The organism is Brevibacillus brevis, from assembly GCF_001039275.2.
GTDB classification, from domain to species: Bacteria; Bacillota; Bacilli; order Brevibacillales; family Brevibacillaceae; genus Brevibacillus; species Brevibacillus brevis_C.
The window spans coordinates 3906413-3925131 of record NZ_CP030117.1; the positions used below are offsets into that span (position 1 = coordinate 3906413).

Below are 18719 nucleotides of genomic sequence, written 5' to 3' on the forward strand. Positions count from 1 at the left end.
ATTTAAGAACCAGAACATACACTCTTGTATTTGAACTTTATTTTATTCTAAGGTGGGATATCAAAGATGAGACTCGCTATATACACGTGTAAGTTCTGACGATCAAGCTGAACGAGGTACTATTGAAAATCAGCTAGAATTTGCTCGTAAGTATGCAGATCTCCATCAGTTAGAAATCGTTAAGTGGTACAAGGATGACCCGAGTTACTGGAACCAATCCACTAGATGCTCGTCCAGCAGGCCGTGAACTGTTACAAGATACTAAGAACGGAATTATCGATCTCCTTCTTATTTACCGGTTAGACCGACTTGGACGATCCGCTAGAAACATCCTGAATTCCGTTCACGAGCTAGAAAGTGACGGTGTGAAGAATCTGTTCTATGACAGAGCCTTTCGACACAGGAGATCCCTCTGGACGCTTCCTCCTAACTATTCTAGCAGGAGTGCTGACTTGGAACGTGGGACATTCTGGAACGTCTATGGTCGGTGCAAACCGCGCTGCGCGATCCGGGAAATGGCTAGGAGGTATTGTCCCCTACGGTTATCGAGTGGACAGTGAAGGCTATCTAGAGATTTGTGAAGAGCTACTCCCCTATTCAGACATGACAGAGGCAGGAGTTGTTAGGCTAATCTTTCACATGCTTGCTAACCAAGGCCATTCTTGCATTAAAGTATCTGACTACCTAAATGCATTTGGTGTCTCTACGGCTTACGCAAAAGATGATCGGAAAGTTACTCGAGGGAAACGAAAAGAGAATACTGCGGGCATCTGGCGCCCCTCAAGAATACGTGGGATCATTGCGAATACCTCTTACAAGGGAGTACATTTCTATGGAAAACGGAGCACACGAAAGCGCGATATCATCGAACGTGAAGTTCCAGCCATCGTTGATGTAGAAACGTGGGAAAAATGCAGAAAATCCTTCGAAGCAACCAAATAGAAGCAATGCGTAATACAAAGAATCAATATTTACTACGTAGCTTACTAAAATGTCAGTGCTGCGGATTAAGTACGTGGGGGTTCATTATCCTGGGAGTAAACGAGCTTTGAAAGGATTCTATGTCTGTACCGGTAAACAAGCATATAAGGGTCCAATGCAAGGGAAATGTACATCAAAGAATCAGCCGCAAGATTAGATCGAGAACCTTGTGTGGAGAGATTGCTTGGCCTTTATTAATCAGCCAGGGGAAGCCCTTCAGGGGATTGCTTCAGCTAGGGAAGTAAAGCAAACTGAGAAGGTCGATTTGGAGTCCGAAATGGCACTTATTCAAAAGAGCGACGATGATAAAGATGTAGAACGTCAAAGTATCCTGGACCTCTTCCGTAAAAGCATCATCACTTTTACCGATTTAGAGAAACAGATCCAAAAAATCAATCTAGAGAAAGAGCTCCTCGAGCAACGCATAAAAGAAATACGGACAAGTCCTTCTTTCCAATAGTTCACGGCCTCTTCCAGATTGCTCGCGGGCAACACGGTAATGTCGACGAGCCGTGCTTCCGCTGCATTTTGTTCGGGGAGAATCACGTGGGTAAATCCTGCATTTTTGGCTTCTAGTAAGATGGGGGTACACCCGTTACAGGGCAAAGGGAACCGTCTAATGCCAACTCTCCTAGAACGAGAATCCGTTCCTGTCTGGGTAGCATTTGTTTAGAGGCGAGTAAAATTCCAAACGCAATAGCAAGGTCGAAACCAGAACCTTCCTTGCGCTAGTCTGCTGGTGCCAGGTTGACGGTGATCCGCTGCATTGGGTAATCGTAGCCTGCATTTCTCAAGGCAGCACGGACACGATCTCTCGCCTCTTTTACTGCTGAACCGCCAAGTCCAACCAAATCGAATTGAGGCAAGCCATTTGCTATGTCTGTTTCTACAGTGACTACCATTCCATCTATGCCGAGTACAGTGCCTGAATAGCTGCATGCGTACATGTCCTCTCCCCCTCTGGTTATAGGGTAGGAAAAGATAGAGGGGGTGGGCAAGTAAGAATTTCACTCTCCCCAAACAACTACCACTCCTCCACACATTTATAGAAAACTTTCACTCCAACAGGTATACTGCAAATAAACAGGTAAGGAGTTGGTTCTATTTGATTTTTACTGTTGATCGCCATCAAATTTCCATTCACTACGAGCATGCTGAACCTGTTCAGATCGACTGGGACGTAATATACAGTGTTTCTTACTATAAGATCGATTGCATTGAGTACGAAATGGGATACCTCGTTTTTGACTTGGTATACGGTGAGTTTATTGAGATTAGTGATAGTGATCAAGATTGGGAAAAAATCGTAAATGATCTCGAAAAATACTTACCCTCGCAAACAAGCGATTGGAGACATTCTTTACGTAATTGGTCGATCGACGATGGCATTCTTTATCTTTATGAAAAAGCGTAAGAATGAAGAAAAACTGGACTTCATCACTTTATCTGACGATTTAAAACGGGTATTATTGCTGTTGTGACAACTGCACACTCGTACTCTTTCACCCTTCAGCTCACTGCTTTTTTTTCAATTCATGCAACAGTTCAATGATTCGTTGGTTTTGATCCACTTGCGTTACGATGTTCTGGTTCAGCTTCCGAATCGCGTCGTAGATTGCAAAAAGTCCTGCCAATAGTAGAAAAGCAAACAACCATTCCATGTCGCTTTTACCTCCTTATGATGAACGTTGATATAAAAAAGACCCGCGATCGAATGCGAGTCTTTTCTCGTGCTGTATTGATTCTTCTTGAGCAGATCGAGCTACTTCTGATAGACAGAGATGTATTCTTTTTTCACCTGATCTGCTAACCAAACGAGCTCATTTCCATGGTAAAACTTCACACCATCTTGCCAAGCTTGCCTCGCATCAATTCGCAAAAGTACGGGATGTTCGTCTCGTCTTTTCCCAACCTGCTGTGCTGTTTGGACGTCTTCAGACAGATGCACATACTGTCTTCCTTTTGGAACAAGCCCGCTAGCCAAAATAGAATCGAGGAATCTTTGCGGTGTGCCATGAAAAAGGTACGCAGGCGGTTCTTTTTCTTCCTTCTGGATCTTTTGCGGCACTGAATGTCCATAGAGGGCGCGAATTTTTCCTTGATTGATCTCATGGCGCTTTTTTTCTGATGATGCAATCATCGTATGTAAATCTTCTTCGGTAACCGCTCGCCACTTGCGCTGTTCATGAAGTGACAAAAGCAATTGCTTGATAGGTACCCATCCTTGTTCGTCTAATTCAAGCTCGTATTCATGGGGTGCATGACGAAGCGCATAGGACAATTCTTTACTCAATTTTTGATAATCCATACACTCATCTCCCAGTACAGATCAAAGCCACTTCCTTACGCCAAAAAGTAACCGAGACTCACGATTGCAGCAATAAATAGGTGAACGATGAAATTCCCTGTTAGTCGAACCCAGAGCTGTTGGCTTTTCATCGTCCAAAATCCATAGAGGAGGGCAACGACCAGGTAAACTAGAACATAAACGAAAAACACAGGACTGCTCTCCTCTTTAGGACATTTCTTTTTTTATGTTAGCAATTAGCTTGTCAGCATTGTTTTCATCGTTATCAAACATAACCAGGTCTTGCAAAGCAATCCCTTCCACGGATTGAATTGCTGTGGACATAGAATCTGCCAGTTGCTGCATATCAGCTTTGTCTGCTACTTCAACATCTAGAACCAGTACAAGTTTTTTCTTCATGGTGAAAATCCTCGCTTTACGATAAGAATAGATAGTGCGATCGAGCCATATCATCCCCATTATACATAATAATCCGGTATACATCGACAACGGGTACTAACAGCTTAATCCAAAATCTCTATATATGCGGAAACACTTGATTTTAATATCTCGATCAGCTCCTCATCCATATACATGTATTCATCAGGGATACCCAAGCAAATGATCCTTTTATCCATCAGTTCTGAGCTAAACTTTTCCTGTAACCGCCTTATATGTTTTTTCTCCATACAAAAAATGAGATCAGCCCAGCGGATAAGACCACTTGTTACTTTGATACGCGCTCCGGTTTCAGTACCTGCTGAACTTACTTCATAGTCATTGATCCCATGAAAAATTTTTTCTGCCGTCAAGCTTCTCCATTTATTTCTGCTGCAAATGAACAGTAGCTTCATTCTTCCTCCTCATCCAAATCTTCAAACTGCCATTCCTTTGGTACCGGGAAATAAGCGTCATACTCTTTCCTGGAATCCTCGCTCATTTCCTCTAGCCATGGCCAATAATGCATGACATAGTCCTCTCCAAAACCCATCCGCCAAAACAAACTGTAAGGATGTTCTTCCGGAAACACAATCCATGGCGGCAAATAGAAATGTGGTTGATACTCTTCTAAGCTTTCACGTATTTCCATCCACGATTTCCCAAGTGAATTTTGACCGTTACTCGTACGATCGATTAAGACTGCATCTCCAGTAGAGAGCAGAATTTCACGAATGATAGGGCACTGTTCTACTTTTGCTTGCAATGCCTTGCGTATGATCTCTTCTTCATGGACAGTTCCTGAAACTTTCTTGGCCTGCAAATAGTGTTCCGCGGTTGTCCATCGTTCCCCCTCCAATTCTATTGGATGACTGGAGAAATTGGAGAAACAGCCGTAAGGTTTAGTTGGTTGATCGAAGTGAATTTCGAGGGGGTGCTGTATATGTTTTCGGATATGATCCTGCATGAATACTTATACCTCCCAATCTAGCGTAACGTTTCCATCATGACTAACTGACAATCCACGCCTTCTGTAAATACTTCCGAAATATCTCATCCAGCTTGTCGGTTGGGTCTTCCAGATCACTTGCATATTGGCTAGATAGTACAGTCAGACGCTCAATTTGTTCCTCAATAAAATGGTGAAGCTCTTCGATTCTTGGCTCCAAGTTCAACTCATCCCCAGCTATTTTTCTTTGAAGTAGCTCAGAAATTTTCCCTTTTAACGTAGAATCAGTTACCAGTTCTGTAACTAACCGATCAAATCCAATGGGAGGATTCGTTTGATACGTTTCGATCCAGATGCATGCGAGGATCGGGCGTAATACATAAAAGTACTTTTTGATTTTGACATGCTCGCCTTGCAGATAGTCGCGAAAATTTCCTTTTGCCATACTGAGATAATGATGCAAGGAAGCTTTTGGGGAAAATACCTCCTCTTGCAGCCTTACCAGCTCATCTCGAAAGCCTAGCGCATCAAGATAAACCATCTCTGACACAAGCCATTCTTGTAGAGGGGGATTCGATTTTCGATATAGCTTGAGAGCTTTTCGGATATCCCAGCCGTTTATATCTAAGAGATCATTGATCGGTACTTCCACCACATCCCGTTTGTCATCAATGGACAAATACCATTCGGGTTTCTTCACATAAACAAAACGTACATCATAATCGCTATCTTTTGACGGAAATCCCCATGCCCGGCTTCCTGATTCAACAGCGAACAATATTTTCAAGTCATGCTCTTGCTCGATTTCTTTTAACTTTTCCAAGATGATCTTACGCAAGGTTCATTCCTCCTTCACAACAAAGTACAGGATTTACTTACACTTTGAAAAAAACTCGCTGAACCAATTAAGATTCAGCGAGCTTTTTGTTCTATCTTATTTTACGGTAACTTCAATTTCCACTGTATAGCCTTTGTATTTTGCTGTAATAGTGGCCTTACCTTTCTTTTTCCCTTTTACAGTACCATTGTCTGATACGGTGGCTACGGAAGTCTTCGAGGACTTCCATGTAGCTTTGGAACCACTGATATCATCGCCATCATATGTGAGCTTGATCTTTTCGGAGTCACCTTTTTTGACCGTAATGGTATCGTCATCTGCCTCCAGCTTGCCTGAACCTGATCCGTCAACTTTTACTTCAATCTCCACTTTTTCGCCTTTATACGTAGCGGTAATCGTTGCCGTACCTTTTCCTTTGGCAGTAATCGTACCACTGCTGCTGACAGTCGCTACAGAAGTTTTAGAGGATTTCCATGATGCTTTAGAGCCACTGATGATGTCGCCATCATACTTCAATACAACGATTTCTCTGTCACCTTTATCCAACGTAATGCTGGTATCATCAGCTTCCAGTAATGAGGAGGAACCATCAACAGTAACATCAATATCTACTGTTTCGCCTCTATAACTAGCTGTAATCGTTGCCTTACCTTTACCTGTCGCTGTAATAGTACCGCTGCTGCTGACAGTTGCTACTGAAGATTTAGAAGTTTTCCAGGTTGCTTGGGAATTACTGATCACAGCACCATCGTAAGTCAAAATAATGATTTCACGATTTCCTCTCTTCATGGAGAGTTTCGTGTCGTCCGCTACCAGCTTACCTGAAGTATTTGCATCAACTTTTACTTGAATCTCTACCTTGTGACCTTTGTATTCAGCTGTAATGTAAGCAGTTCCTTTACCTCTAGCTGTTACAACCCCGTCACTTACAGTTGCGACAGACGAATTGGATGTTTTCCAAGTTGCTTTGGAACCCGACAATCTTTCATCGTCATATCTTAACTGAACAGTTTCTCTTTGTCCGTCTTTCAAGGAAATACTGGTATCATCCGCTTCCAGTCTACCTGAGTCATCTGTATCGACATAGACCTCAATTTCTACCTCGTCGCCTTTGTATTTGGCTGTAATCGTAGCTGTACCTTTGGCTCTAGCAGTAACAACCCCATCATCACTGACTCTTGCTACGGAAGTATCCGACGATTTCCAAGTTGCTTTGGAACCAGACAGTTTATCATCGTCATAAGTCAATTTGATTGTTTCTTTATCGCCTTTTTCCATCTTAAGTTTTGAGGCGTCTGCTTCTAACTTCCCATCTGAGTTGCTTTGACCTACATTTACTTGAATTTCTACTTTTTGGCCTCTATATTCCGCAGTAATAATTGTGCTTCCAGAAGATACACCCTTTACTTCACCATCATCCACGGTAGCAATAGATTTATCCTCCGTACTCCAATCTGCCTTAGATCCAGCTAAAGTCTTATCAGCATATTTCAAACTAATTGTCGATTTCTTACCTTTTTTAATATTGATTTCAGAACGATTTGCTTCTAAAATCTCAGCTTTTGAAACGGTGACTCTGATTGTTACTTTATCTCCATTATATCTTGCTGTAACAATAGTCGATCCTGCCTTCTTTCCTGTCACGACTCCATTGTTAACAGTTGCGATACTAGAAGTGCCTACTTCCCAGTCAACCAGTCCATTATCAATGGAGCTGCCATTATACGTAAGGCGAATGGTTTCTTTTGAACCTACGGAGACATTCATTGCACCAGAGTCGGCTTTCAGGCCAGAAGTGCTTGCTACAACGCTATAGGCTTGTAAAGGTTGTGGTGTCGTAACTTGTGCAGAAGCGATCCCTGTAACTGAAAACTGAACAGTACAAATAGTTGCAACTGCTAAGGAGACGTTTTTCATTAAGTTGCTTTTGATCTTTTTCATGTTTTTACCTCCAAATTATTTCCTATACTTTTATTGACGTATGAGATGGAAAAATGTCACACCAAATATGCTGTTTTTTTGAAAAACATTTGTCTTTTTTTCTAACAAATGTTCGCAAGCCAATTTCAAAAGCAAAAATGATACTAGTCATGGGCTTGTCTGCGCCTCATCCAAAAAAATGCTTCCCAGCTTTTGAGCCGGAAAGCGGATATTGATGCTTGGAGGAGTTTCATCGCGTCGAGTACAGTACATAGTACGCTGGCTCTGCGACTGATGCTGTAGACGTATCCCCAATATATCCGTAGTCGAGAGCCCGTTTTTCCTAAAAAGCACTCTCATAATGCTCAATGACTGGCTTCATGATGTCTCCACCTTGCGTTGATGTACCTGTGTAAATCGCGATGACATCAAAACGAAAGGCAGGGATTGCCCGTGAGCTTTTTTGCAAGTATTCGACGGCAAGCTCGCGCAGCTTCTGTTTCTTTTTCCAAGTAATGGACTCGCCCGCTGTTCCAAAAAATTGGCTGCTCCTCGTTCGAACCTCAATGAAAACCAAGCAATTTCCGTCTAGAGCAATTAAATCCATTTCCCCACGTTTTGTTCGAACATTTCGATCGACAATGCGGAAACCCTTGTTCACTAAATAGCTTTCAGCAAGCTGTTCTCCTCTTTGACCAAGAAGACGGCGGCGATCACTCATTATTTGGTTCCTCCGCCTTTATCGATACGATAGACAAAAGCAAGGATCTCTGCTACAACTTGATACAGCTCCGGAGGAATTTGTTGATCCAAATCCAGCTTGCCCAACACCTCTACAAGCGACGGGTCCTCTTGTACCGGTATATCATGCTCCTTTGCTGTCTTCAGTATATTGTCAGCTACGTACCCCTTGCCTTTTGCCACAACCTTTGGCGCTTCCATGATACCCGCCTGGTATTTTAGCGCAACTGCCTGTTTGCGTTTTTGCTCTGAAGAGGATGGCGGCTTCATACGCGAAGGTCAACCCCTTTATAGTCAGCCAGGATGGGGCCTTTGGTTTGGATCGGACTTGTCGACTTCCCGCGATCGGCCGGGACTTGCTGGACCCGCATAGCGGATAGATGGTAACCAACATCCTGTAATTGGTCAGCAAAACGATCCTTGGAGCCTTGAATGAGTGCCTCCACCCATGGTGTATCGTTAAAAATTTGCAAGTTAACAATTCGATTAACGATACTGACATCAATCATAGTTGTCCCCATACTTTGGAGTTCCAAATGAAAGAAAAGACGACAGTTCTCCGGATCAAGCTGTCCAGAGCCTTTCTTTTTCGACTCAATTTGGACAAAAGCCGTCTCATCCCCATCTGCTTGGCGAATCGGAATTTGCATAACGATTTGAGACAAAGCTTGGTTAGAGGGCTGTACCATCATCAACTGTTGTCCGGTCACTTGTTGCAGCAGTTGATCTGCCGCTTCACGCAAGGCGGTTGGAAGTGTCTGAGCTGACGCTTGACTGATTTGCAACAAGAGAGATTTGACTGTATCCATCTGCTTTAATGAGTGCGAATCGATTGCCCCCTGTGAAAATGCCTGTCCCATCAATTCTCTCTCGTGAGTTACGCCTAAATGACGAAACAATTCAGCAATCGGGTTAGCAGTTGTAGCTCCATTCGTTACACCAGATGCTTGAGACATCATTTGTGGAATAACTTTTTGCCCCGCCTCTGTCACTACGGCCCTTTGCTCTGCCACCTGCTTGTTTTGGATCGGCTCCTGATTCGTCTGTGATGACTGAGGAATGGGCAATGACTCGTTTCGAGCAACTTTTGACTCGACGCTTGGATCACTGGTTTGGTTAGGCAGCAACTGATTACTCTTTCCGATCATGGCGTTTGGCTGCGATTCCACCTGCTTACCGGCAGTGTTTGGTACAGGTACTGTCTCAGTGGAAACAGTTGACGAAACAGCTTGTGATGGCGATGGAATGTTACTGGAAGCCTGCGTTAATGGTTGGGGCGATGTCTGCACTTGCGATGTAGGCTGACCGCTCTGCGAAGACAGCGGCTGTGTCTGGCTTCCTCCAGTCGCGTTCTGCGAAGCACCTTGATTGGGCTGATTGCCTTGTGGCATTTGTTTGACTGCCAGTCCCTCATCTGTAGCATCGTTCCCCGCGATAAGTAAGGAGAGTCCCGTCAACTTATCTTTTAACTGACTAACAAGCTGTTTGACATCTCCTGTTGTTGCATTAGCTTGTCCGGGGACTTGCTGTGATTGGCTTTGCGACATTTGACCTGTCGTGTGTGAAGGCTGGCCCTCTCCCTCTAAAAAAAGCGAGGCTTGCTGAAGCAGGTTTTGTATGAGCTGACCCATTGGCTTGTCTGATAAAAAGGCTTTTAGCCCTCCGATTGTATCGGGAGTCAGTGGCAAACTTCGTTTCATGGCAGTCATGAATGCCTCAATAGTGGCATTGTCTACGCCTAATCGCCCAGCAACGGCTGAAAAAGCTTGTATGGTTTCTTTATTCACAGGAAGATTGGCACCAAGCAGAGCTTGCACGATCGCTTTGTTCTCTTTTGTATCGGCAATCCCTAGTGAACGCATTAGCCCTTCTAGAGATGCTTCTTTGCCAGCTCCTTCCCCGACGCTTTCCAAAACCTTCAAAGTGACGACACCTGTTGATGGTTGGACTTGCAACCAAGCTTTTTGGCCCGGTTCCAAACTTGCTTCCATTTTAGCCTGAACCTGCATTCCCCCGACTTGTACGAGCGCCATATTGTCCGGGTAATGCTTGATTACCGTGCCTTTAAACACTTGTCCGGGAGTAAGCTCAACCGGCTTCGGAGCGGATATGGGTGCTTTTTGCACGAATGATTGAATAAGTTGCGACGGGGAAAACATGCAGATCCTCCTCCTGTAGCTCGTATGTTACTAGCACTTTTTAGGCGTGTTCTTTTACGCCAGTGAATGTCTTGCGATGAATCGGCGTTGGTCCAAATCGAGCGATTGCTGTCAGATGCTCAGGGGTGCCGTAGCCTGCGTGTTTGTCAAAGCCATAGGCTGGATATTGTTCGGCATACTGGGCCATCAATCGATCACGGGTAACCTTCGCTACAATCGATGCGGCTGCAATCGAAACGCTCTTGGCATCTCCACCGATAATCGGAACCTGCTCGCAATCCATTCCGGTTAGCTGCACGGCGTCAATCAATAAAGCATCTGGAGATTGACCCGCCTGTTGGATCGCCAGCTTCATTGCTTCTTTTGTAGCAGCTAATATATTGATCGCATCGATTCTTGCTGCATCGACAATTCCGATTCCCACAGCAAGTGCATCTCTTTGAATGATTTCGCAAAAAGCTTCCCGAGTGGATACGGGTATTTTCTTCGAGTCATTCAGGCCTGGCAAGTAAAAATCCTTGGGCAGACACACGGCACACGCAACAACTGGGCCAGCCAAAGGACCTCTTCCGACCTCATCTACCCCGAATATGTACTGATGCCCCTTCTCATACATAGCTTTCTCATAGACGGTCATGTCAGCCCACATCTGTGCGAGCTTTTCTTGACGTGCAATCGCTGCTTCCGCCTGCTTCGCCAGAGTCTGTACACCTGCTCTTTTATCTTCTTTCAGCAATTGTAAAAAATCTTTGGGTACCTCGTCCAACTTTTCCATCGTCACTCGTATTTCTTTTATCGACATATCCGCTAGATTCATTGACTCATTTCTCCTTACCGATCCTCATAGTAAAAAACCTGCCTACCGTATATGTCGATAGACAGGTTTTTGATGACTGGAAAGCTTATTCTGGAAAAGATACTGGCTTACCAATCGGTTCGTCCATTTCCCAGTCAATCGGGCGCTCGACAGAGATCGTTCCCAGCTTGCCGGAACGCAGCTCACGCAAGAAAATTTCCGCCGCCTTGTCGTAGTCGATATTTCCGCCAGAAATGAGACATCCGCGCTTCTTCCCGATTTCTTCGAGCATTTCTACTCGATCCTCAGGCAGTTCTTTTAGCTTGAAACGTTCGATCAGGCGTTCCGGATAGTAGTGCATCATGTAGCTAATGACAAATAATGCTACCTCCGTAAAATCGATGAGCTCGTCTTTAATTGCCCCACTTGCTGCCAATCGCAGACCTACCATTTGATCTTCAAATTTCGGCCAAAGAATACCAGGCGTATCGAGAAGCTCCAGTGTATCGCCCATTTTCACCCATTGTTGCGCCTTGGTTACCGCCGGGCGATCACCTGTTGCCGCTACCGAGCGCTTGGACAAGCGGTTAATGAGGGAAGACTTGCCGACATTGGGGATTCCCAAGATCATGATGCGGATGGCACGACCTTGCATCCCCCGCTCACTGCGCTTTGCCAGCATGTCAGCAGCTAGCTCCTTACACATTTCTGGCAGCTTGTTTACACCTTTTCCACTCAGGGCATCAATCGGCAATGTGCGAATGCCTTGTTTGCGAAAATAAGCAATCCACTCATCTGTTGCCCGATCATCCGCCAAATCTGCTTTGTTAAGTAATATCAAACGTGGTTTATCACTGACAATCTCGTCAATCATCGGATTACGGCTGGAAAGCGGCAGACGTGCATCGAGAAGTTCAATGACTACATCGATTAACTTCAGCTTTTCCGTTACTTGACGACGTGCTTTAGCCATATGGCCAGGAAACCATTGGATCGTCATGATGTCTCACCTACCTTGAAGCTTTACGTTATCTTGTCAAGCGAATTCCCGCAACCGGCCAAAAAGTAAATTCAGCTCTACCAACAACCGTACTGACGGCAACAGGACCGATGGCTCTGCTGTCATGACTGTTCAACCTATTGTCGCCCATCACAAAGATATGGTCTGCTGGTATTTGGACCGGGGGAAAATCGTGGGTAAAGAACGGCTCTCCCTGCTGCTTCGCTTGTTCTCTTAATTGTGCAAGATACGGTTCCTCTACTACTTTGTCATTGACCAGCAGTTGATCGCTTTTGACCTCTACTGTATCACCCTCAACAGCAATGACTCTCTTGATGTAATCCCGTTCCTTTTCAGCATGGAACACGATGATTTCACCAGGCTTCGGATCTTGCAAAAAGTAAATCGCCTTGTTTACCACTAATTTTTCGCTGTTATGTAAGGTACTTTCCATGGATTCGCCTTCTACAATAAACGGGGCGAACAAAAAGGTACGAATGAGAAACGCCAAGACTAAAGCAATCCCAAGTGCCTTTATCCATTCCCATAGTTCATTTTTCTTCTTATGACTGGAGGTAATTTCTTCGCTCATGACTTACGATCCTCCCATGAAAGCTCGTCCAACCTTAGCTGTAACATATGTCAAGATGAACTATTTTATTTCAAGATCGTTAAATGGAAAAAAGAGGCCTGGCAAGCAGGCCAGTCCTCTTTCTAAGCATTACGCTTATCGACGAATTTCTTTAATACGAGCTGCTTTACCTACGCGATCGCGCAGATAGTACAGTTTCGCACGACGTACTTTACCATGACGCACGATTTCGATCTTGTCGATCTTAGGCGTGTGTACTGGGAATGTACGCTCAACACCTACGCCGTAAGAAATCTTACGAGCTGTAAATGTTTCGCTGATACCTGTACCGCGACGGCGAATGCATACGCCTTCGAACAGCTGGATACGCTCACGCTGACCCTCGATAACCTTAACGTGTACACGAACAGTGTCACCAGGTCGGAACGCAGGAATGTCCTGTTTCAATTGCGCTTTTTCCAGTTCACGGATAATTTGGTTCATTTGAATTTCCTCCTTCCGATAGACGTTCTTACTCGTCTAACCCATAGGTCCAGCCGCTTGGCTGCGTTACGAGTAGCGGACCGCCTTAGTCAGCGGGCAAAATTGCCACAAGAAGTATATTAACACAGCGGGCACAAAACTACAAGACTCTTCTCCTATTTGTTCCCTACTTTTTTTCCTGCTCCAATTCAGCCAATAGCTTTTTCATTTCATCTGTCAGGGCAAGCTTTTCCAATAAATCTGGACGTCTTGCTTTCGTTCGACGGAGCGATTCTTTTAACCGCCAGCTTTCAATATTGGCGTGGTGCCCTGACAACAGTACATCTGGCACTTTCCAGCCGCGAAACTCAGCCGGTCTTGTGTAATGAGGGTATTCGAGCAGTCCTGTTGAAAAGGAATCCTCAACAGCTGACGTCTGGTTTCCCAACGCCCCTGGTTGCAAACGAACGACACTGTCAATGACCACCATCGCCGCAAGCTCTCCCCCAGTCAGGACATAGTCGCCAATCGAGACCTCATCTGTGACAAGATGCTCCCGAATTCGCTCGTCGTACCCTTCATAATGACCGCAAATGAAGACGAGGTGCTCTTCTTGTGCTAACTCTTCTGCAAGCTTCTGATGATAAGGCACACCCTGAGGACACATCAGAATCACTCGGGGTTTTTTCTCTCCCGTCAAGGCTTCTACGGCCCGGAACAAAGGCTCTGGCTTCAACACCATTCCTCCGCCACCGCCATAAGGGGTGTCGTCTACCGTACCGTGTTTGCTCTCAGAGAAATCGCGAAAATTGGTGACGTGAAAATCAACCAGTTCTTTTTCGCTTGCCTTCCCCAAAATACTGCTGGATAAAACACCTGTAAACATTTCGGGAAAGAGCGTAAAAATATCGATCCGCATCTGAAAGTTCCTCCCTACAGCAAGCCTTCCATCAGATGGCAGACCACACGTTTGTTCGCGATGTCCACTTCCTTGATGCACTCATCGATATAAGGCAGCAAGATTTCTCCGCGTTTTCCCTTCACTACCCACACATCGTTTGCTCCTGGCTGCATGACATCCACGATTTTCCCCAGTTCTTCGCCCTCGTCCGTTACGACAACGCAGCCGACGAGCTGATGAATGTAGAACTCGTCCTCTTCTAATTCCATCAGCGCTTCTTCTGGAATTTTCAACTCTCCGCCCTTGTACTTTTCGATATCGTTAATATGCTCATAGCCTTGAAAGCTCACAATCTCAAAATTTTTATGCGAGCGACGAGAAGCGATTTTCAATTTGAGCGGCTCACTGAGTGTCGGATGGAACAGGTACAGCTCATTTCCTTTGCGAAAACGCTGATCTGGAAAGTCAGTCGTTGGTGTTACACGTACTTCACCACGCAGACCATGCGTATTAACCAGTTTGCCTACTCCGTAAAAACTATTTTGGCTCAACGTGTTCATTCCTCCTTTTCTTTGTTCCCATTATTCTTTTGTAGCCGAATCTCATGTACCAGGCCATCTTTTATCATGATTTCCGTTCCGGACATCATTTCATCCCATACATCGCCCTCTTGAATCGTGACAGGGCTTTGAACAGTCTGGTAATCGATCTCGCTTCCCTCTGGGAGATTTTCTACCTGCTGGAGGGTATATGTCAGGTGATCTATCTTTTCCTTGCGTCGACGCTCTTCCTGCGCGATTTTTTCCTGCGCCAACGCATATGTATCCGCAGACTTTTTCTTCGCCTCGGTTAATAGCTTTTTCGATTGAAACTGCCACTGCTCCCACTCTTTACGCTGCAAACGAAGCCGTTGGCTATACTGATCAATGAGAGCAGCCCGTGATGCTTCCGTAATAATCAGTTTAACCTGTACCGTCCGAAATATAGTAAGCACCTTCGCCACTCCTTTCGGAAAAACCATCATGGTTTATGAGCATCTTGGATACTAGAAAAAAGACTGGGAAAGCTCCCAGCCTTTTCTCATACAATTTCAACCGTGACACGCTTGTCCGTTTCCACGGATGCGGCGATCACGACCGTGCGCAGGGCTTTCGCGATTCGACCTTGCTTGCCGATGATCTTCCCCATATCATCAGGGTGCACCGACAATTCAAAGACGAGAGTTCGCTCTTTGTCCACTGCGTTAACACGAACCTCATTCGGATGATCGACGAGAGCTTTAGCGATCGTTTCGACCAGCGCTTTCATCATCAAACCTCCAGATGACCGACTTATTTGCCGTATTTGGTTTCGTGTACTTTTGCGAGTACGCCTTCTTTGGAGAGAAGGTTACGAACGGTGTCAGTTGGAGCTGCACCATTCAGGATCCATTGTACCGCTTTGTCGGTATCAATTTTCACCACTGCCGGTTGAGCAACCGGATTGTAGTAACCGATTTCTTCAATGAAACGGCCATCGCGTGGGGAACGGGAGTCAGCTACTACTACACGGTAGAAAGGAGCTTTCTTGGAACCCATACGCTTCAGACGGATTTTTACTGCCATGTTGTGTCACCTCCTGTATTAATCAACGCTAGAAGAGCATCTGCGTTGGTGCTACTATATCTGAACCATCGCGGCCAACTGACAAGTCAGTGTCGCGAAGAGATCATGCCTACTTACTTGAACGGTGGCTTGAAATTAAAGGGGAAATTCATCCCGCCCTGATTGTTGCCTCCGCCTTTTCCCATGAAAGGTAATCCGAAGCCTTTTTTCTTCGACTTCTTGACCATCTTGTCGGCAGCGCCTGAGAATTGCTTCATCATCTTTTTCATTTCCTCGAACTGCTTGAGGAAACGATTGACTTCTTGAATACTCGTTCCGCTTCCGCTTGCGATGCGCTTGCGACGGCTGGCATTCAATAAATCTGGATTCGCGCGCTCTTGTTTGGTCATGGATTTGGCGATCGCTTCAACGCGGGCAATCTGCTTTTCATCCACGTTCATTTTGCCCTTCATCTTGTTCATTCCTGGCAGCATGCCGAGAATGTCTTCAAAAGGACCCAGGTTGCGAAGCTGCTGCATGGAGTCCAGGAACATGTCGAAGGTAAACTCACCTTGACGCATTTGGCGTTCCATATCGCGTGCTTTGTCTTCATCCACGGATGCCTGTGCTTTTTCGATCAGGCTAAGTACGTCCCCCATACCTAAAATACGGGAGGCCATACGATCCGGATGGAACGGCTCGAGCGCATCCAGCTTTTCACCCATCGCCGCGAATTTGATCGGCTTGCCAGTGACAGCTTTGACGGACAGTGCCGCACCGCCTCGGGTATCACCGTCGAGCTTCGTGAGAACCACACCAGTCAGTTCGAGCTGGCTGTTAAAGCTCTCTGCTACATTGACGGCATCTTGACCTGTCATCGCATCCACGACGAGCAAAATCTCATCGGGCTTGGTTACCTCGCGAATCTGCTTCAACTCGTCCATCAGCGCTTCGTCAATATGCAGGCGACCTGCGGTATCGATGAGGACTACGTCGAGATGATTCGTCTTCGCGTGTTCAATCGCTTGGCGAGCGATATCGACAGGACTGACTTGATCACCGAGAGTAAAGACGGGAACATTGAGTTGCTCCCCTAAAACCTGAAGCTGCTTGATCGCAGCAGGACGGTAAATGTCTCCCGCTACCAGAAGCGGCTTGCGGTTTTGCTTTTGCAAGTACTTGGCCAGCTTACCGGTTGTGGTTGTTTTACCTGCCCCTTGCAGACCTGCCATCATGATGACGGTCGGCGGACGGTGCGCCATCGTGAGCTGAGCGACGTTGCCACCCATCAGAGCGACCAGCTCTTCATTCACGATCTTGATCACCATTTGACCAGGCGTCAAGCTTTTCATGACTTCCTGACCGACTGCGCGCTCCTTGACACGAGCAACGAAGTCTTTTACTACTTTAAAGTTAACGTCTGCTTCCAGCAGGGCCAGACGAACTTCACGCATCGCTTCATTCACGATGGTCTCGTCTATTTTCCCTCTGCCGCGCAGTTTGTCAAACGCGTTTTGCAGCCGATTGGCTAAGCTCTCAAACGCCATGCGAGCCCTCCTAATCCATCTCTGACAGTTGGTGGAGCAAAGTGTTCAGCTCGTCTCTTGTCTCGCTCTCCGAAAGCTCACTTACAAGTTCGTTCATGCGATTCAACACGTCCATGCGCTTTTCATGACGCTCAGCGAGGCGAAGCTTCTGATCGTATTCAAACAGTTGCTTCTCTGCCCGCTTGATATGATCATAAACAGCTTGGCGGCTGACCTCATGCATCTCGGCAATTTCTCCGAGCGATAAATCGTCCAGATAATACAGCTCAAGATATTCTCGCTGCTTGCCCTTGAGTAGCGGCGCGTAAAAGTCAAACAAGAGATTGACTTGATTGGTCTTTTCTAACATGAAACCAATCCTTTGCTATGAGGTACTCGTTTCAAACTGTAAAGACTTTTTCTTTACAGCACGTAGATTATAGTACCTAATTCCACACCTAGTGTCAAGGTTTTTTATTGACATCATTTTTTTATATCGGAAACACTATATTTTTACGCGTTTTCTTGCTCTTCCGTTTCATCTTTTTGGATCAATCCAGCAAATAATGCATGAACAAATTGCTCGGGATCAAACTGTTGCAGGTCATCCATTTTTTCACCCAAACCGACGTATTTCACCGGAATGTTCAGCTCGTTGCGGATCGCGATGACGATACCGCCCTTTGCTGTCCCATCCAGCTTGGTCAGGACTAAACCTGTTACACCAGCAGACTGTCCAAACGTTTTCGCCTGCGAAAGCGCATTTTGCCCAGTCGTAGCATCCAAAACTAGCAAGACCTCGTGCGGAGCTCCTGGCAATTCGCGTTGCAATACGCGGTGAACCTTCGCCAGCTCTTCCATGAGATTGACTTTGTTTTGCAAGCGTCCTGCCGTATCGCACAAGAGCACATCGACCTGTCGGGATTTCGCTGCCTGAATCGCATCGTAGATCACTGCAGCCGGATCAGAGCCTTGCTGCTGCTTGATTACGTCAACTCCTACACGCTCTCCCCAGACTTCCAACTGTTCAATCGCTGCTGCACGGAAAGTGTCGCCTGCTGCCAACAGCACTTTTTTATTTTGCTGCTTGAACATATGCGCCATTTTACCGATCGTGGTCGTTTTCCCCACTCCGTTTACCCCTACGAACAAAATGACGTTCAGACGACCGTCCTCTACGTTCAGAGTCGTATCCGCAGCAGCATCATTTTTCAAAAGGGCAACCAGTTTTTCTGAGAGAATCGGCTGCAAGTCGATCGCATTCTCGATTTTTTGCTTGCGCACTTCTGTCCGCAGGTCGTCAATGAGCTCCATTACGGTATTGACTCCCACATCGGACGTAATCAAAATTTCCTCTAGTTCATCGAAAAAGTCATCGTCGATCTTTTTGTAGCGACGTACCAGATCCTCTACTTTTTCTACTAGCAGGTCTCTCGTTTTAGCCAAACCATCCGTAAACTTCTGGGTGACCTCTTCGGACTTTTGGACAATAGCATCACGAAGGCGCTTGAAAAAACTCATGTTCATCTTCCTTTGCGGGTAGTAT

The 18719-nt window shown here is 45.7% G+C and carries 27 protein-coding genes and 1 pseudogene; 4 read left to right on the top strand and 24 right to left on the bottom strand.

Annotated elements, in window-relative coordinates; translation table 11 throughout:
- Window positions 1–194: 194 nt before the first annotated feature.
- From AB432_RS31125 to AB432_RS31135, 3 genes are all read left to right on the top strand, one after another.
- The gene (locus tag AB432_RS31125; protein ID WP_268811839.1) at window positions 195–560 is read left to right on the top strand and encodes a recombinase family protein; all 366 of its coding nucleotides are present in this window, start codon (window positions 195–197) and stop codon (window positions 558–560) included.
- Window positions 445–942 carry a recombinase family protein gene (locus AB432_RS31130; protein WP_235617499.1) on the top strand — a complete coding sequence of 166 codons (498 nt, stop codon included), beginning with the start codon at window positions 445–447 and terminating at the stop codon, window positions 940–942. The genes AB432_RS31125 and AB432_RS31130 overlap by 116 nt, the downstream gene beginning before the upstream one ends.
- A 223-nt stretch (window positions 943–1165) precedes the next feature.
- Window positions 1166–1441 carry a hypothetical protein gene (locus AB432_RS31135; RefSeq protein WP_235617500.1) on the top strand — a complete coding sequence of 92 codons (276 nt, stop codon included), beginning with the start codon at window positions 1166–1168 and terminating at the stop codon, window positions 1439–1441.
- A gap of 112 nt (window positions 1442–1553) precedes the next feature.
- Here the strand turns inward: AB432_RS31135 and AB432_RS18670 are convergent.
- Window positions 1554–1928, bottom strand: a pseudogene (locus tag AB432_RS18670) (magnesium chelatase domain-containing protein).
- A gap of 158 nt (window positions 1929–2086) precedes the next feature.
- Between AB432_RS18670 and AB432_RS18675 the strand changes: the two are divergent.
- On the top strand, window positions 2087–2395 hold the full coding sequence (locus tag AB432_RS18675) for a hypothetical protein (RefSeq protein WP_048033557.1): 309 nt from the start codon (window positions 2087–2089) through the stop codon (window positions 2393–2395).
- A 100-nt stretch (window positions 2396–2495) separates the two neighbouring features.
- Here the strand turns inward: AB432_RS18675 and AB432_RS30820 are convergent, their stop codons facing one another.
- The 23 genes from AB432_RS30820 to ftsY all read right to left on the bottom strand — a co-directional run bounded on the left by AB432_RS30820 (window position 2496) and on the right by ftsY (window position 18694).
- Window positions 2496–2642: a hypothetical protein gene (locus AB432_RS30820; RefSeq protein ID WP_201265895.1), complete on the bottom strand. Its 147-nt coding sequence runs from the start codon at window positions 2640–2642 to the stop codon at window positions 2496–2498.
- 101 nt (window positions 2643–2743) lie between these two features.
- Window positions 2744–3289: an RNA 2'-phosphotransferase gene (locus AB432_RS18680; protein WP_048033558.1), complete on the bottom strand. Its 546-nt coding sequence runs from the start codon at window positions 3287–3289 to the stop codon at window positions 2744–2746.
- A 35-nt stretch (window positions 3290–3324) separates the two neighbouring features.
- A complete protein-coding gene (locus tag AB432_RS30825) occupies window positions 3325–3480 on the bottom strand; it encodes a hypothetical protein (protein WP_173628896.1) in 156 nt (51 codons plus the stop codon).
- Window positions 3481–3496: 16 nt separating this feature from the next.
- Complete coding sequence (locus AB432_RS18685) at window positions 3497–3688, bottom strand: hypothetical protein (protein WP_007719678.1); 192 nt, start codon at window positions 3686–3688, stop codon at window positions 3497–3499.
- Between the two features lie 104 nt (window positions 3689–3792).
- Window positions 3793–4122 carry a low molecular weight protein tyrosine phosphatase family protein gene (locus AB432_RS18690; RefSeq protein WP_048033559.1) on the bottom strand — a complete coding sequence of 110 codons (330 nt, stop codon included), beginning with the start codon at window positions 4120–4122 and terminating at the stop codon, window positions 3793–3795.
- On the bottom strand, window positions 4119–4673 hold the full coding sequence (locus AB432_RS18695) for an NADAR family protein (protein WP_048033560.1): 555 nt from the start codon (window positions 4671–4673) through the stop codon (window positions 4119–4121). Before AB432_RS18695 ends, AB432_RS18690 begins: the two co-directional genes overlap by 4 nt.
- A 43-nt stretch (window positions 4674–4716) precedes the next feature.
- Window positions 4717–5493: a nucleotidyltransferase domain-containing protein gene (locus tag AB432_RS18700; RefSeq protein WP_048033561.1), complete on the bottom strand. Its 777-nt coding sequence runs from the start codon at window positions 5491–5493 to the stop codon at window positions 4717–4719.
- Window positions 5494–5589: 96 nt separating this feature from the next.
- The gene (locus AB432_RS18705) at window positions 5590–7434 is read right to left on the bottom strand and encodes an Ig-like domain-containing protein (RefSeq protein WP_048033562.1); all 1845 of its coding nucleotides are present in this window, start codon (window positions 7432–7434) and stop codon (window positions 5590–5592) included.
- 322 nt (window positions 7435–7756) lie between these two features.
- Window positions 7757–8134, bottom strand: coding sequence for a YraN family protein (locus tag AB432_RS18710; protein ID WP_048033563.1), 378 nt, complete (start codon window positions 8132–8134; stop codon window positions 7757–7759).
- On the bottom strand, window positions 8134–8424 hold the full coding sequence (locus AB432_RS18715; protein WP_048033564.1) for an EscU/YscU/HrcU family type III secretion system export apparatus switch protein: 291 nt from the start codon (window positions 8422–8424) through the stop codon (window positions 8134–8136). The genes AB432_RS18710 and AB432_RS18715 overlap by 1 nt, the downstream gene beginning before the upstream one ends.
- Window positions 8421–10313 (bottom strand): flagellar hook-length control protein FliK, encoded by a 1893-nt coding sequence (locus AB432_RS18720; protein WP_048033565.1) that lies wholly within the window; start codon window positions 10311–10313, stop codon window positions 8421–8423. The genes AB432_RS18715 and AB432_RS18720 overlap by 4 nt, the downstream gene beginning before the upstream one ends.
- A 40-nt stretch (window positions 10314–10353) precedes the next feature.
- Window positions 10354–11130, bottom strand: coding sequence for a ribonuclease HII (locus tag AB432_RS18725; RefSeq protein WP_048033566.1), 777 nt, complete (start codon window positions 11128–11130; stop codon window positions 10354–10356).
- Window positions 11131–11215: 85 nt separating this feature from the next.
- Window positions 11216–12109, bottom strand: a complete 894-nt coding sequence (gene ylqF, locus AB432_RS18730) for a ribosome biogenesis GTPase YlqF (protein ID WP_048033567.1) — start codon at window positions 12107–12109, stop codon at window positions 11216–11218.
- 28 nt (window positions 12110–12137) lie between these two features.
- Window positions 12138–12701: a signal peptidase I gene (gene lepB, locus AB432_RS18735; protein WP_048033568.1), complete on the bottom strand. Its 564-nt coding sequence runs from the start codon at window positions 12699–12701 to the stop codon at window positions 12138–12140.
- A gap of 135 nt (window positions 12702–12836) precedes the next feature.
- Entirely contained in the window at window positions 12837–13184 is a 348-nt protein-coding gene (gene rplS, locus AB432_RS18740) for a 50S ribosomal protein L19 (protein WP_015891886.1), read from the bottom strand.
- Between the two features lie 166 nt (window positions 13185–13350).
- Entirely contained in the window at window positions 13351–14082 is a 732-nt protein-coding gene (gene trmD, locus AB432_RS18745; RefSeq protein WP_048033569.1) for a tRNA (guanosine(37)-N1)-methyltransferase TrmD, read from the bottom strand.
- 14 nt (window positions 14083–14096) lie between these two features.
- Window positions 14097–14624, bottom strand: a complete 528-nt coding sequence (gene rimM, locus AB432_RS18750; RefSeq protein WP_048033570.1) for a ribosome maturation factor RimM — start codon at window positions 14622–14624, stop codon at window positions 14097–14099.
- The gene (locus tag AB432_RS18755) at window positions 14621–15058 is read right to left on the bottom strand and encodes a YlqD family protein (protein WP_048035885.1); all 438 of its coding nucleotides are present in this window, start codon (window positions 15056–15058) and stop codon (window positions 14621–14623) included. Before AB432_RS18755 ends, rimM begins: the two co-directional genes overlap by 4 nt.
- Window positions 15059–15144: 86 nt before the next feature.
- The gene (locus AB432_RS18760) at window positions 15145–15372 is read right to left on the bottom strand and encodes a KH domain-containing protein (RefSeq protein ID WP_007719711.1); all 228 of its coding nucleotides are present in this window, start codon (window positions 15370–15372) and stop codon (window positions 15145–15147) included.
- A gap of 23 nt (window positions 15373–15395) precedes the next feature.
- On the bottom strand, window positions 15396–15668 hold the full coding sequence (rpsP, locus tag AB432_RS18765) for a 30S ribosomal protein S16 (protein ID WP_047067992.1): 273 nt from the start codon (window positions 15666–15668) through the stop codon (window positions 15396–15398).
- Window positions 15669–15781: 113 nt separating this feature from the next.
- Entirely contained in the window at window positions 15782–17194 is a 1413-nt protein-coding gene (ffh, locus tag AB432_RS18770) for a signal recognition particle protein (protein ID WP_048033571.1), read from the bottom strand.
- Between the two features lie 10 nt (window positions 17195–17204).
- The gene (locus AB432_RS18775; protein WP_048033572.1) at window positions 17205–17543 is read right to left on the bottom strand and encodes a putative DNA-binding protein; all 339 of its coding nucleotides are present in this window, start codon (window positions 17541–17543) and stop codon (window positions 17205–17207) included.
- Window positions 17544–17686: 143 nt separating this feature from the next.
- On the bottom strand, window positions 17687–18694 hold the full coding sequence (gene ftsY, locus AB432_RS18780) for a signal recognition particle-docking protein FtsY (protein WP_048033573.1): 1008 nt from the start codon (window positions 18692–18694) through the stop codon (window positions 17687–17689).
- Between the last annotated feature and the right edge of the window lie 25 nt (window positions 18695–18719).

What these genes read in the sequence shown, in the direction of transcription:
- AB432_RS30820 (WP_201265895.1), bottom strand. Translation starts at nt 2,642, where the DNA reads ATGGAATGGTTGTTTGCTTTTCTACTATTGGCAGGACTTTTTGCAATC.
- trmD (WP_048033569.1), bottom strand. Translation starts at nt 14,082, where the DNA reads ATGCGGATCGATATTTTTACGCTCTTTCCCGAAATGTTTACAGGTGTT.
- AB432_RS18710 (WP_048033563.1), bottom strand. Translation starts at nt 8,134, where the DNA reads ATGAGTGATCGCCGCCGTCTTCTTGGTCAAAGAGGAGAACAGCTTGCT.
- AB432_RS31125 (WP_268811839.1), top strand. Translation starts at nt 195, where the DNA reads ATGACCCGAGTTACTGGAACCAATCCACTAGATGCTCGTCCAGCAGGC.
- AB432_RS18680 (WP_048033558.1), bottom strand. Translation starts at nt 3,289, where the DNA reads ATGGATTATCAAAAATTGAGTAAAGAATTGTCCTATGCGCTTCGTCAT.
- ftsY (WP_048033573.1), bottom strand. Translation starts at nt 18,694, where the DNA reads ATGAGTTTTTTCAAGCGCCTTCGTGATGCTATTGTCCAAAAGTCCGAA.
- AB432_RS18685 (WP_007719678.1), bottom strand. Translation starts at nt 3,688, where the DNA reads ATGAAGAAAAAACTTGTACTGGTTCTAGATGTTGAAGTAGCAGACAAA.
- AB432_RS18760 (WP_007719711.1), bottom strand. Translation starts at nt 15,372, where the DNA reads ATGAAAGCGCTGGTCGAAACGATCGCTAAAGCTCTCGTCGATCATCCG.
- AB432_RS18715 (WP_048033564.1), bottom strand. Translation starts at nt 8,424, where the DNA reads ATGAAGCCGCCATCCTCTTCAGAGCAAAAACGCAAACAGGCAGTTGCG.
- ffh (WP_048033571.1), bottom strand. Translation starts at nt 17,194, where the DNA reads ATGGCGTTTGAGAGCTTAGCCAATCGGCTGCAAAACGCGTTTGACAAA.
- rimM (WP_048033570.1), bottom strand. Translation starts at nt 14,624, where the DNA reads ATGAACACGTTGAGCCAAAATAGTTTTTACGGAGTAGGCAAACTGGTT.
- AB432_RS18725 (WP_048033566.1), bottom strand. Translation starts at nt 11,130, where the DNA reads ATGAATCTAGCGGATATGTCGATAAAAGAAATACGAGTGACGATGGAA.
- AB432_RS18775 (WP_048033572.1), bottom strand. Translation starts at nt 17,543, where the DNA reads ATGTTAGAAAAGACCAATCAAGTCAATCTCTTGTTTGACTTTTACGCG.
- rpsP (WP_047067992.1), bottom strand. Translation starts at nt 15,668, where the DNA reads ATGGCAGTAAAAATCCGTCTGAAGCGTATGGGTTCCAAGAAAGCTCCT.
- ylqF (WP_048033567.1), bottom strand. Translation starts at nt 12,109, where the DNA reads ATGACGATCCAATGGTTTCCTGGCCATATGGCTAAAGCACGTCGTCAA.
- lepB (WP_048033568.1), bottom strand. Translation starts at nt 12,701, where the DNA reads ATGAGCGAAGAAATTACCTCCAGTCATAAGAAGAAAAATGAACTATGG.
- AB432_RS18690 (WP_048033559.1), bottom strand. Translation starts at nt 4,122, where the DNA reads ATGAAGCTACTGTTCATTTGCAGCAGAAATAAATGGAGAAGCTTGACG.
- rplS (WP_015891886.1), bottom strand. Translation starts at nt 13,184, where the DNA reads ATGAACCAAATTATCCGTGAACTGGAAAAAGCGCAATTGAAACAGGAC.
- AB432_RS18720 (WP_048033565.1), bottom strand. Translation starts at nt 10,313, where the DNA reads ATGTTTTCCCCGTCGCAACTTATTCAATCATTCGTGCAAAAAGCACCC.
- AB432_RS18695 (WP_048033560.1), bottom strand. Translation starts at nt 4,673, where the DNA reads ATGCAGGATCATATCCGAAAACATATACAGCACCCCCTCGAAATTCAC.
- AB432_RS18705 (WP_048033562.1), bottom strand. Translation starts at nt 7,434, where the DNA reads ATGAAAAAGATCAAAAGCAACTTAATGAAAAACGTCTCCTTAGCAGTT.